General features: G+C 50.1%; 8 protein-coding genes and 2 pseudogenes. 5 read left to right on the forward strand and 5 right to left on the reverse strand.

Going from position 1 to position 12,304, the window contains the following annotated elements:
• Positions 1-23 precede the first annotated feature (23 nt).
• Positions 24-1,379 (reverse strand): annotated as a pseudogene (locus tag HBN63_RS14875) (sodium:proton antiporter).
• Positions 1,380-1,793: 414 nt separating this feature from the next.
• On the opposite strand from HBN63_RS14875, the gene HBN63_RS14880 reads away from it, so the two are divergent.
• The 4 genes from HBN63_RS14880 (at position 1,794) to HBN63_RS14895 (ending at position 6,758) form a co-directional block, all read left to right on the forward strand.
• The gene (locus HBN63_RS14880) at positions 1,794-2,426 is read left to right on the forward strand and encodes a hypothetical protein (RefSeq protein WP_134638031.1); all 633 of its coding nucleotides are present in this window, start codon (positions 1,794-1,796) and stop codon (positions 2,424-2,426) included.
• Positions 2,419-4,305, forward strand: coding sequence for an integrase (locus HBN63_RS14885; protein WP_170049975.1), 1,887 nt, complete (start codon positions 2,419-2,421; stop codon positions 4,303-4,305). The genes HBN63_RS14880 and HBN63_RS14885 overlap by 8 nt, the downstream gene beginning before the upstream one ends.
• Before the next feature lie 12 nt (positions 4,306-4,317).
• Entirely contained in the window at positions 4,318-5,304 is a 987-nt protein-coding gene (locus HBN63_RS14890; RefSeq protein ID WP_134638029.1) for an ATP-binding protein, read from the forward strand.
• 455 nt (positions 5,305-5,759) lie between these two features.
• Entirely contained in the window at positions 5,760-6,758 is a 999-nt protein-coding gene (locus HBN63_RS14895; RefSeq protein WP_244260884.1) for a hypothetical protein, read from the forward strand.
• 1 nt (position 6,759) lies between these two features.
• Here HBN63_RS14895 and HBN63_RS14900 read toward each other — a convergent pair whose 3' ends face one another.
• Positions 6,760-7,842, reverse strand: coding sequence for a hypothetical protein (locus tag HBN63_RS14900; RefSeq protein WP_134638027.1), 1,083 nt, complete (start codon positions 7,840-7,842; stop codon positions 6,760-6,762).
• A gap of 448 nt (positions 7,843-8,290) precedes the next feature.
• Entirely contained in the window at positions 8,291-9,259 is a 969-nt protein-coding gene (locus HBN63_RS14905; protein WP_170049976.1) for a DNA-binding protein, read from the reverse strand.
• Between the two features lie 180 nt (positions 9,260-9,439).
• Between HBN63_RS14905 and HBN63_RS14910 the strand changes: the two genes are divergently transcribed.
• On the forward strand, positions 9,440-10,417 hold the full coding sequence (locus HBN63_RS14910; RefSeq protein ID WP_134638025.1) for a tyrosine-type recombinase/integrase: 978 nt from the start codon (positions 9,440-9,442) through the stop codon (positions 10,415-10,417).
• 213 nt (positions 10,418-10,630) lie between these two features.
• On the opposite strand, the gene HBN63_RS14915 is transcribed toward HBN63_RS14910, so the two are convergent.
• Together HBN63_RS14915 and HBN63_RS14920 are read right to left on the reverse strand one after the other, a co-directional pair.
• Positions 10,631-10,900: an HU family DNA-binding protein gene (locus HBN63_RS14915; RefSeq protein ID WP_134638024.1), complete on the reverse strand. Its 270-nt coding sequence runs from the start codon at positions 10,898-10,900 to the stop codon at positions 10,631-10,633.
• Positions 10,901-11,067: 167 nt separating this feature from the next.
• A pseudogene (locus tag HBN63_RS14920) lies at positions 11,068-11,910 on the reverse strand (transposase); the annotation flags it as partial.
• Positions 11,911-12,304: the final 394 nt, after the last annotated feature.

Below are 12,304 nucleotides of genomic sequence, written 5' to 3' on the forward strand. Positions count from 1 at the left end.
TTGCCCAGCTCAGACTGCGTCATTTATGTTCGGCGCTTGAGGCGTTCGTAATAATCCAGCAACGGCTGGCTGGTTAGCCCGTGCAATACGATGCTCATGGCCACCACACTCAGCACCAGATCGCTGGCTGTTTGCGCCACTGTCGCTGGCAGCTCCGTATTGATCGAATAGCTCAGGTAATACAGGCTGCCAATGCCGCGAATGCCGAACCATCCAATCAACAGTCGATGCGACGGTGGCATTAGCCGACCTCCGATCAGCAGTAACACCATGCCCGGACGCGCCACGCAGAATAGTGCCAATCCCAGAGGCAGTGCGCGCCAGTCCCAGTGCTGATAGAGCAGGGCGCCGAGAATGGTCACCTTCAGCACTTCCAGGATACGCTCCAGCAAGCTGCCAAATGACAAGATGTCCATCATCAGGGCTCCAGCGGCCACCTTGGGATGCTCATCCTTGTCTTCGCCAAACTCGATATCTCCGTGCGTCTGGCCTTCTTCACGAGTCATTGAATTGCTCGTCCGCTTTTCTGCGGGCTGCTCATGTCCTTGGCTAGCAGTCACTTCGGCATGCCGTAGGCCCAGCCCAGCGGCAAAAGTCGCGAGAAAGCCCCAACCTCCGATGCTTTCTGCACCCACATAGGAAAGGGCGATCAAGGCCAGTGCGAGGAAATCATTGGCTGATATGGTTGTGTCGGTCTGGCGGGCACGTAGGTGAATGACCAGCCGGCCAACGTTACGTCCCAGCGTATAGCCCAGTAACAAGCTCACGGGAACGGCCCACACGACATAGATCAAAAACCAGTCGAACGCCTCACGCAGAGGGCTTAAGGGCGCCTGGGCACTAAACTGAAGAACTAATAACGCGGCGATTACAAAAGGAAAGGCAATGCCGTCGTTCAGTCCAGCTTCACCCGAGATGGCATAACGCACGCGATCCTCGTCCCCAGCGTGACTGACCTGCACCAGGCTGGCCAGCACCGGATCGGTAGGCGAGAGAATCGCCGCTATTAACAGTGATAGCCCCCAGCTCAGACCGAATAGATAGTGGGCAATTAACGTCACGCTGAGAATGGTGCCGAGGAGCACCGGACCTGCGAGCAACCAAGCGGCTTGCCATTCAGGGGCGCGAAACGGCAGACGCAGTTTTAGCCCGCCGATAAACAACGAAATCAGCACAGCGATTTCCGCCAGGTGTTCCAGCCAGGTGGAAATATCCAATAAATCCTGCTGCCAGATACCTAAGCCGAGCGGGCCTATCGCTAGGCCGAATGCCAGATAAAGCGTTTACGTTGTAACCGGCAAAAGCCGCACAAAGGTTGAGGCCAGTCCGAGAATCAATAACAGGGTGCCCATCACCAGCATCCACGTACTGAAGCTCATTGGCGCTTATCTACGTTATGTAAGTGTGCGGATGTGGGGATGCCACAAACAAAGCGACTCCTGATTAAACAGAGTCGTTTGGATTCGAAGCAGAAAGGTCGCGCAAAGTTCATCATTCCTGATGAGCGGGCGGACGTAGTAATAAGCTTGCGATTTCGTAACAGTGCGACGAAGTTAATTTGAAACTTTATTAAATAAATTAAAAAATTAAATTCACGATAACTTCTAGCTTTTTTTATTTCTGCTGACTATTAGTCGGCACTCCCCATATTTCCAAATATTCCTTCGTCCTCGATGATATGTTCCATAATTCCTAGGAATTTGAAACTTTCGCGCCAATCTGGAAATCTGAAACTCTGCAAGCCACTGATCTCTAGAGAATTTTAGCGCCAAAAAAACTATGAGACTAAGCAAATGCCAGCTTTCAGCACCGAGGAAGCAAAAGGTAGACCAGCAGGGGCTCCTGAATTTTTGGCATACAGTCCAAAAAGCTGTGCCCAAGTACGTCTTTACTGTCGGCCCAGTTTCTGGCGCTGGGCCGTAGCCGAGTTCAATCCCTACATCACAGATGTGCTTGTTAATCAGATCACGTTGAATTTGGATCGAGAAAGAGTATCAGTCGCCCTCCAGTACGAAAAGCAGGGCGGTTTAAATTTTGTATTTTCAAAGCGTGAAATTACTGGAAATGCTGAAATTGAGATAATGGAGTATTCCATAAGAAACGAGATTAAGAGTGAGTTCTTAGGAGCTAAATGCCTAAGAGAAGAGCAGGTGCACATTGAGAATTTACTTTGCATGCTATCCTACATTAATAAATTTAAAGAAATATATACCGAAAGGAATCTCGAGCTTGCATTTCATGTGATTGATAGGTGCGATGGAACAATAAGCGGAACAGTGCGCGAGCTGCAATACAAGTATCCGGAGGGCGCGGCGGCCCTGCTATTCGAGCTTGTGAGACGTGGAAGAGTAATAATATCTGATCTGCAACAAAAAAGGATTAGCGGACTAACTCGGGTTGATGTCTTTCGGGTGGGATATGGGTGAGTCGATTCGCTTCTCTCGTAAAGAATTCCTGGCTGCCGGGAACACTTGTGATGCTTGGAAGAGCGTTGATGTCGAACTTCTTTCTAAGGATGTGCGAGAGAGTACAGAGAAGAGAATTAAATCAATTCGAGCATTTCTAAAGGAAGGCGCAACCTTAGGTGAGATAGAGGACAAATACGGAATACCTCGGAGTACTCTATATCGAGTTATTAATAATTGTCTTGCGTTAGATGACGATGGAATGATTGTAGGATTCAAAGGAGCTATTCCCTATAGGCGCAATAATAAACAAAAATATAACAGGGCAAAGACTTTGGAGTGCTCCAGTGCTGACGGAGGCCAAGGAGACGCAGGGGCGTTTAGCAAGTTGATAACTGATTATCCTGAAATACAGACATGGCTGGACAGAACTGCTAGATCATATAAGCCAAGAAGTCAGGGTGGTGATGGCTTTGACGTTTTACATAATGAATTTTTAATTCACTGCAACTTACTAGCAATCAGCAAGGATCATTATCCATATAACCGAAAGACACTTGCGCGCTCTGCCTTGAGGGAACATCTGAAAGCTAAAAGTAGAGAGTTGAAGGCGCTAGGTGAGAAGCAAAGAAATACTTCCGATTCGAATGACAATGTTCCTCCTACCGATATTTTACAGCAGATAGAAACAGACGGTCACATGCTTGATATTCGATTGGTCATTGAGGAGACTGACAGCTATGGGCAGCCAATTAGGTACGAAATTTTAAGAGTCTGGTTGCTTTTGCTCATGGATCCTTTTTCACGCTGTGCGTTGGGATATTCCATTGCTCTGGGCCATACGTATGACCAAATCGACCTGTTGAAGGCAATATTTAACAGTTTGACGCCTCATCAACGGCCGCCTCAGCCCATTCCAAGTGTTCAATACGCGACAGCTGGTGGATTTCCAAGTGAGCACGGCCACGCATGGGAAACTTGGTCGACACTTAAACTTGATAATGCTTGGGCTCACAAAGCAACTAATGTTGTCCGGATTCTTCATGATCGAGTAGGGTGTGTTGCTGAGTTCGGTCGACCTCACACACCCAACGATAGAGCCATTATTGAGCGATTTTTCTTGTTCATTGTGCAGCATTATTCACATCGAATAATTGGCACTACCGGTAGCGATAGCCGCGACAAAATAATCGAGCGCTTATCTCCAAAATCGAAGAATCCTCTGAAGATGCTACTAACGTTAGATGAACTTAAAAGCACCATTGATATGGTAATTTCAGACTATAATGGTCGCCCCCACTCATCGTTGCAAGGACATTCACCGCTAGAGATATTCTGCCTGCGGCGAGATCAGAATTCTCTTCCTCCAAACGTATTACCAGAGGCCTTCAGAGATCCGGACCTATTCGTAATGGCTCGACAGTCAGTAATCGTGCGCACCTCTTCAAAATATGGCGGTGCATATATAAATTTTGCATACTTAAAGTACAAAAACCCTGATGTTCTAAGAAGTGACTCTGTGGGCAGAACTATGTTCATTGAGTATTCCCGAGAGGATGTTTCTTTTGTTAGGCTCTTGGATGAGGATGGCGCATTTGTTGGGATTTTAAGTCCTCCCCACCCGTGGTACCTACAGCCGCACAGTCTTAAAGTGCGGAGTGAGTTGTGGCTGGCGACGAAGGATGGTCAATTTCAATTTGCCCGTAACGAAATGCCCTTCGAGGCTTTCCGACGTCTCAAGTCGGGAGTAGGGGATATCTCGCGAAGTGTTGCCACCACCTTATATAAGGAGACAGGCCGAGTCAGTGATGACCCATCTTCAGCTAAAACTGTTGGCACTGAAGAGTCAGAGAGGGCCGTTCTAGAACGCGTAAAACTGACCAGAGTCTTCACTCTCTGAGAGGGGAAAAACATGGATATCAAGGATATGCGGCCTATCGGCATAGACGAACACCCAGTTAGCACTCGAACCTATTTAATGCCAACGCATTCCATCGGTGAAACCTATGCCATGGTTCTTAAGGTAATTAAGCGGCGTGATTCTGGCTTGGTTATTTATGGGCGAATTCGCTACGGCAAAACGAGCGCCATGCAGTACTGTAGGCAATGCTTGGATATTGACTTCCCCAAAATTCCAGTAGCAATATACAATGCAAAGCGCGATATTTCGCCTCGTAAGGGGAATTTTTATGGTTCCCTATTGGAAGTTGTTGGGCATGCCAAATGGGATGAGCACTGTAGCACTAGCGTGAAACACTCACGCTTGAAGAATTTCCTCATTGATGCGGCGTTCAATGACCCGCGGAAGATTTTTATCTTGCTCATTGATGAGGCGTCACGCCTACTGCCCATACACTATGACTGGATCAAAGACATATACAATGACCTAATGGATCGTGGCGTTACGCTTCTGCCTATCTTGGTTGGACAGCACCAATTGCAAAGTCAAAAGGAATCTTTATTAAAGGCCGGGGAAGAGGGAGAGGCTATAGTCAACCGTTTTATGCTTTACGAACACCCATTTCGTGGCATTCGCGATAAAGAGGACTTTACAGAATGCCTAAGTTATTATGATAGCGCTATTTATCCGCAAGGAACCAATTGGACATATACAAGATTTTTCTTGCCTGAGGCATTTGATGCTGGACTTCGGCTGCAGGACTATGGCGATATGCTCTGGAGTGCATTCCAGGATTCATACCATGACCTAGGCATTAAGGCTGACATGGAGATTCCAATGAAGTATTTCACGAAAACCATTGAGATGTTGCTGACGGAAAACTGTGAAAATGATGGTTCGAGTTTCTCGCTTTCTCGGGAAGCTTGCATGAGACTCATCAAAGAGTCTTGGTTTTTGGCAGCTACAGCTAACTCAAAAACAGCACGTGCGTTGCTCTAGAAGTGATTATTACCCTGCGTGAAGAACTGCTTCATCCTAACCCGAGGTACTGTGGGTTACGGCCAAGATATATTCCATATGAGTCAATTTATTCAATCCTTTGTAGGTTTGCGCTCTTCAATGTTATCACCGGCGGAGCGCTGGTTAAGACCATCAAACAGCATTGCGGCTCTCAGTCCGTTCGGAATAGACACTTCAAGAACCTATCTTATATTGAGTCTGTGGGGTCTGATGGCTTGCAAGAGTTGTTCGGTCTTAGTTCGCGGCAGGTTAAATCCTTATTTTTGACACCTGCCCATATTAGTTCAGATCGGCACGTGGCTTCTGAGTTCAGATATTGTCCGGTATGTCTGTCGCAAGGAAGGCATTACACACTGTTTCAGTATGCGCTTATTGAGTCCTGCCCGGTGCATGCAATTGGCTTGCTTGGCCAATGCCAGCACTGTGGTGCAAATATGAGTTACGAGCTTAAGGCTAGCTTGTTTAAGCAACCCTACGGCTGTTGGCGCTGTGGACGCCAGCTTGGCGAAGGGCGTGATCCTCAATCATTGCGTTTTATAAGTGCTCCTGGAATGGAGCGCTTGCGACAGATTCACTGGATGCTGGGTGTCGACCAGAAAAAGCACGTAGTCTTTGACATTACTGGCCCCGCAGAGCTTCAGTGCGACAACGTACTGCAGTTGTCTGAGTCAACTCAGTACTTTGCACGAGTAGAGGCTAATTTATTTCGCGACCTGCTGGTAATGGCTTGTGACCCTTTATTGCAGCCTGCGCCTCCTCAATATCCTACTTTTTCCTCCGCTATGAAGTCCAAAGAGGAAGAATTCGAAGTGGCTAGTGAGATCCTTGTGAATGAGTTGGTGAGTATCTCAAAGTCAATTTTCAGACATTTCAAAAAGCAGTATTTTTCTCACAACCCCTTAACTGATCGGTTACTAGAGATGTTATGGCGGGATATTCAAGGGGTCTCGCTGCCTGCTAAATATTACAGCACCCTTGCATACCTTGATTGGTTGTGTCATTGGCGCTATGCAAAAGTTCCACGCGAACTACTGAGCTCAGCTCAAGGTAGTAAGAAGAAAATAGTCGCATGGATAGCGGAGAAGAAACGACACAACATGTTCCAACGGATAATTACTCCCACAGCAGAGCGCTGGTTGCTTCGACAGATGTTGGGCTGTGAGATTGTTACGCTTCTCAAGCGGCAGATGGAGCAAGCGAAGGAGTTGACTAAAGGTCTCGACGCGCCGGGGCATGCCGATGTTCCCTATCGACGTTTTTTACATCCCGTTTGTTGGGCTGTAGTTTTTGCCGAGCAGAGTGCTGGACCTCCGAGGATGACTTTTATATCGGCGCATTCATGGAAAGCGGGCTGCGAGGAAAGCCTCTTAGGATTGACGTCGGCCGAGACAAAATCACTTCATCAGCAGGACTGGGTTAAGGTTTTTCGCTGAATCAAGGCTTGATGATCTCATCCCAATCAATTTGCTCGTCAGCCGTGACGGTCTTACCTTCTATCGAAGTGCACTGTAGCGATATTTTTCGAACGGCGGCATCCCAGTCATCGTGCTCGTGCTCCTCCTCAGTCCGGCGGTTAGCAGCAAATATGTTTTTTGTGTACATTTTCAGCATTTTGGTAAATGCCGCCTCCTCCTGAGGTAAGAGATCTGGTGTTGGGAGCCCGGTTGGGACGGAGTAATGCTCAAATCCATACAGAGCGCCCGCATACCGATAATGGTGTTCCAAGATCACTTCCACCTCGCCTTCTGATAAGGCGCGCCAGGTTGAGTCATCCTGTCGATTCAGTAGCAAGTGAAAGTGGCCCATTAGATCAAGGTTTTCACATAAGAGGATATAGATGCTGAGGGCCGTCAACTGATCCAGTTTTAATGGAGTGCCAGAGCAGAGGCACCCCCACTGTAGAGATCTTCTGTTTATCTCAAGGTCGTCAAAGGACAGCCGGGTTAGCTCTGACGGACTGCAGCCAAAACCCCATGTCAGCAGGATAATGACTAAATCGCGCGCGGATTGGGGGCCCGTTGCCAGATGGCGGCGGAACACATTCAGAACTCTCTTAGACTCAAGTGCTGATTTGTAGGTGAGCTCCTGATTACGCGTCATCTTCCTGAGCTGCCGGTAAAAAGGGATCAGCTCGTGCATTAGCTTGTGGATATCTATTTTTTTGTATCGGTGGTGTTGCCAGCGGAGAACCGACAGAACCATCGAGGCTACTTGCTGGCAACTGAGTTCGCCACCATCCAGTACCCCAGACCTAAGCAGTTCACGCTCCAAGTCTGCAGGCAGTAAGCGACCAGGCATCATCGCGCTTGGATAAAGTGTGATGTGACTGAGGAAGAAGTCCTTGTAGATATAGGCTAAAGGGATCGGTCCATCGATCGTCGATTTGTAGACGTCCCGCAGCCAGAGTTCAAAATGCTTTAAATCGCGTCGGACCTTTACCGACTTTTGGTATGGAAAGTCCAACGCGAAATGCTCCGCCTCGCTTGCCAGAGGTAGGTCTTCAGTTGGTTGAGTCATCGTGGGATCGCTTGTTATTAAGAAGGCGGCATGGCCCGGCGGCGTGCGCATGCTCGTAACTGAGATTAGCTGAGACTGTGTTGTTTGCCACTGCTGCTGGTCCAAAGCTGAACGGTTAAGCTTTAGACATTAACCACGGCCAGTATGCTCCCCTCACTTTTGTCGCTATCCGACGGCCTGGCTGATCTTTTCCGTTACTAACAATTGAGCGGCTATGCCTCTACGGTGCGTTGATTCAGATGGTAAGAACATCCAATCGTTCAAGATGAGCAGATTAGAGTGGGAAGCACTGCGGTTGGCAAATGCACCCCGTTGCCACCTGAACATGCCCTGCTACGGGCGCGGCGGAACTCGATTTTTTGCGCACAAAGTTAAAGGGCACGTGTACGTCGCTAATCGACGCTTCTGGTTTAGCAGTCTGAGGCTTTTACTTCCTGAGGGCATCGGATCATGAGCTTGGGGGTGGCACATATCCTAGCAACTTAGTAGCTTCGGATAGTCGCTCCTGCAGGCTTTGTGCTTGTAGTGTTTGTGCCGTGCAGACTTCATCGAACCGAGCTACTTCGCTCTGCAGGGTTTGACATTGCCGCTCAAGCGTTTCATTCGTACGCTCCACGCTGACTAGTGCGCTCTGGGCGCTATCCAAAGCCTGATCCCTTTGAGTGAGCAGTTGCTCTCGTGCGTGCTGATCTTTCAGATGCTGCCGCGACTCAGTAATTAGTCGTGCGTTGTCACGGTTCAGCTGAGTCAGCTCGTCCTGTTTGATCATCAGCGTTTGTTGCAGTTGGCGCATCTCGGCCTGAAGCTGGCTGGTCTGTGCTTCATGACGGCGCAGCTCCTGTTCCCTCTGCTCCTTGCTGGCTTGTCGGTAATGCTCAATGCCGTCGCGAGCATGCTGATGCATGTCTTCGAGTGATTGGATCCGTTCATCGCGCTCCCTTACTCGCACCTCCAGAGCCTGCATGGATTGAACCATCCGGGCGTTGTCGACTTCGACAGCTTGCCGCTGTTGCTGCTCTTGGAGAATCAAATCCTGAGCGGTTTGCAACTGTAGAGCCAGCCCCGAACTATGTGATTCGAGGTCCCGCATCCGGACCTCGAGTGCTGCCGAATGCTGCTGTACCGCTGAACGCTCGCGCAATAGCATTTCGTGGGCCTGTGCCACTGACTGCTGTGCTTCTTCCTTCAATTGATCCAGCAACTGCTCGATCAGGTTGGTCAGGGGCCCACTCAGTTCATCGCTGGGAATGACCTGCTCACGGGTTTCCAGCTCCTTCAAATAGCGGTGGATGGTGGTCTTGGAGCCCGTGTTGCCCAGCTCGATGCGGATCGCATCAATGCTGGGATGAACGCCGCGGGAGAGGAGGGCATTCCTCGCTTTCTGCACGACAGCTTTGTTGATTCCACCGCGGGCCATAAGTGGGACTCCTGACGATTTCGTTCTGTGGTACGTACTATGTAAATACATAGCACTTTATCAGATATTTCCTTTATTTTTCGCCAATACTATAAAATTGGGTAATTGAGGATTATCCCGTGTCATGATCATTTATTTTTTTTTCACGGCGATTTCAGTACACCTGCCTAGGCGCCCCCCATGAGTGATTCGACTAAGCTAGATCGCTACCTGCGCGCCGCCACTCGCGAAAACACACGACGGGCTTACCGGGCTGCACTTGAGCATTACGAGGTGAGCTGGGGCGGTTTCCTGCCGGCCACCAGCGATAGCGTGGTGCGCTACTTGGTCGAGCATGCCAGCGTCCTTTCGACTAATACCCTCAAGCTGCGCCTCTCTGCGTTGGCCCAGTGGCACAATAGCCAAGGCTTCCCCGATCCAACCAAGGCGCCGCTGGTACGCCAAGTTTTCCGTGGTATCCGCGCCCTGCATCCCGCCCAGGAGAAGCAGGCCGAGCCTCTGCAACTCACGCATTTGGAACAGTGCGTGCTGTGGCTGGAGCGGGAAGGGCTGCGCGCTCGCGAAGTTGAGGACTTCGGTCTTTTGTTGCGCTGCTGGCGAGACCGGGCGCTGATCTTGCTCGGTTTTTGGCGAGCCTTCCGCAGCGACGAACTGTGCCGTCTGCAGGTCGAGCATGTTAAAGCGAGAGCCGGGGAGGGCATGACGCTTTTCCTATCGAGGAGTAAGGGTGACCGCGACAATCTTGGCACGACCTATTCGGCGCCGGCCTTGCAACGCCTCTGTCCGGTGCAGGCTTATCTGGAGTGGATATCGGTGGCGGGAATTGAGCGCGGGCCGGTGTTTCGTGGGATCAACCGCTGGGGACAGTTAAAAGAAACCGCGCTGAATCACAACAGTGTGATTCCACTACTAAGGCAAACATTGCAGCGTGCAGGGCTAGACGGAGAGCTGTACAGCAGCCATTCATTGCGCCGTGGCTTTGCGACTTGGGCGACGCGCAACGGCTGGGATCAAAAGTCCCTGATGAGTTATGTCGGCTGGAAGGATGCCAAATCTGCTCTGCGTTATGTCGAGGCGGGCGTGTTCTTTGCCGGATCGCTGCAGGCATCAACAGGGCGAGAGGTTCCGGTTATGGCTTTAGAGATTCAATCTGACTGAGTCACTACCAAGGCCGTATTTAGCTCACGCCTTAGCGCCCGGAAGGTGTTTTAGGCTGGCGGCAGGATGCCGTCGAAGCTGTAAGTGCAGCATTTTGGCTTGTGACTCAAAATGCTGCGTGCCTAGAAAGTGTTTCGGTGAGCTTCTCGATTGCTTGGTGCCGTGATTTAAGAAATTGCATCGCTTTGATCAAAGCATTTTTGAGATGCTCAGTTAACTGCATCTTTTCAGTGTCTTTCCGGCTTTGAAACTTGGCAAATTTGCTGCTGCGATATTGAGCGTGGCACCTGTTTGCGGATTGCGTCCTTCGCGTGCAGCACGGGCCTTTACTGCGAAGGTACCAAAGCCAACAAGGCTGACGCTATCACCGACCTTCAGAGCAGAAGTTATGGTGTTGGTCATGGCATCTAGGGTACGAGCGGCAGTAGCCTTTGGCAGGTCAACGGCGGCCGCGATTGCTTCGATCAGTTCGGATTTATTCATCTAATGCTCCTTCAGTTTCACGAAAAACGACAAGTCATGCTGTCTGGTTTGGCCATTTCTGTCTATGTTGCGAGCTGATAAATAAAAAAGCCTGCCTTTTAACAGGCAAGCTTGGGGATGCCTGTATTTGGGCATCGGCGTCAGTGGTCTGATCACCGTGGCGAGGATCCCTTGAAGTAGCCTCGGTCAGCCACCACGGACAGCGTTTCTGCGCCGATAGCTTCACGAGCCTGCTTCGCCATTGAACTGAGTTGGTCACGGTCGGAACCGCTGTTGGTGACCTCATGAGCAACTATTAAATGGTGCTGCGTATCGACAGCCGTCTGCACGTTGTAGCCGACGATACCGCTGCCGCGCGTCATCATCGAACGGGCATCCGGGTCGGTCAGCGAAACCTGTTTATCAGGGGAATCGTTGAGCTGAGTTTCGATCCCTTGGAGCTCTTTCATCTGCGCTTTTAGCTTGGCAATTTTATCTTCCAGACTGGCAGTGTCTGGCGCGGAGGCGCTAGGAATCTGTCGATCAGCCGCATCGAGCGCAGCCAAATAACGGCTGATGCTCGCCTCGATTTCTTCCATGCGCCGCTTCAGTTTGGCGCTGGTGAAATTGCGGTCACGGTTGTTCACCGCCTTGAATTTGCTGCCGTCGATGGCAACCAAGTTTTCGCCAAACAACCCCAACTGCTGGCAGAGCAAAACGAACTGGCGGCAGACACCGCGTATGGCCTTGCTGTTGTCTTTTCGGAAGTTGGCGATGGTCTTGAAATCGGGCATCAAACGCCCGGTTAGCCACATGAGTTCGACGTTGCGCTGGGCTTCTCTCTCAAGACGTCGGCTCGATTGGGTGCGTTTTAGGTAGCCGTAGATATAGATCTTCAGCAAGATCTCAGGGTGGTAGGCCGGTCTGCCTGTTTCGGCTGGAATGACGCCATCAAAACCCATATAGTCGTCGAGGCTTTCGGGAAGCAAGGTGCTTTGACCTCGGTGTTCACCCTGGATAAACCGTTTCATGGGCTTCCCTTGCGATGAGATTCTCGGAAATCATAGCAAGGGTTTACCGGGACGTTTTTACACATTGCTGACCAGCAGGAAGAAGAGATAAGGGGTGCGTTGGAACAAATTCGGACTCGACTTGGGTAAGTTAGGAGTCGACTCGTGTAGCTACCGCTGCTTCAGCGAGATAGCAAAGAGGCCGGTCATGTGACCGGCATTTTTTGCATGAAGTGACCATAGGGCTTTCGACCCTATGGTCATCTCTGTAGTGCGCTTGTTGGAGAAGAGGCTCATCCTTATTGTTGGGTTGTGCAAAGAGGCTCTGTTAATGTCCACTCAGACACGCTAATGGCAACCGCTATGTATCGGCTTTCCTTGGTCCTTGTTTTGATCCTCAGCCTGATGCTGCCAG

The sequence above is a fragment of the Pseudomonas sp. WS 5011 genome, assembly GCF_012985775.1.
GTDB classification, from domain to species: domain Bacteria; phylum Pseudomonadota; class Gammaproteobacteria; order Pseudomonadales; family Pseudomonadaceae; genus Aquipseudomonas; species Aquipseudomonas peli.

Bases quoted from the DNA above. Each gene is read 5' to 3' on its own strand.
- HBN63_RS14895 (WP_244260884.1), top strand. From the start codon at position 5,760: ATGAGTTACGAGCTTAAGGCTAGCTTGTTTAAGCAACCCTACGGCTGT.
- HBN63_RS14885 (WP_170049975.1), top strand. From the start codon at position 2,419: ATGGGTGAGTCGATTCGCTTCTCTCGTAAAGAATTCCTGGCTGCCGGG.
- HBN63_RS14910 (WP_134638025.1), top strand. From the start codon at position 9,440: ATGAGTGATTCGACTAAGCTAGATCGCTACCTGCGCGCCGCCACTCGC.
- HBN63_RS14880 (WP_134638031.1), top strand. From the start codon at position 1,794: ATGCCAGCTTTCAGCACCGAGGAAGCAAAAGGTAGACCAGCAGGGGCT.
- HBN63_RS14905 (WP_170049976.1), bottom strand. From the start codon at position 9,259: ATGGCCCGCGGTGGAATCAACAAAGCTGTCGTGCAGAAAGCGAGGAAT.
- HBN63_RS14890 (WP_134638029.1), top strand. From the start codon at position 4,318: ATGGATATCAAGGATATGCGGCCTATCGGCATAGACGAACACCCAGTT.
- HBN63_RS14900 (WP_134638027.1), bottom strand. From the start codon at position 7,842: ATGACTCAACCAACTGAAGACCTACCTCTGGCAAGCGAGGCGGAGCAT.
- HBN63_RS14915 (WP_134638024.1), bottom strand. From the start codon at position 10,900: ATGAATAAATCCGAACTGATCGAAGCAATCGCGGCCGCCGTTGACCTG.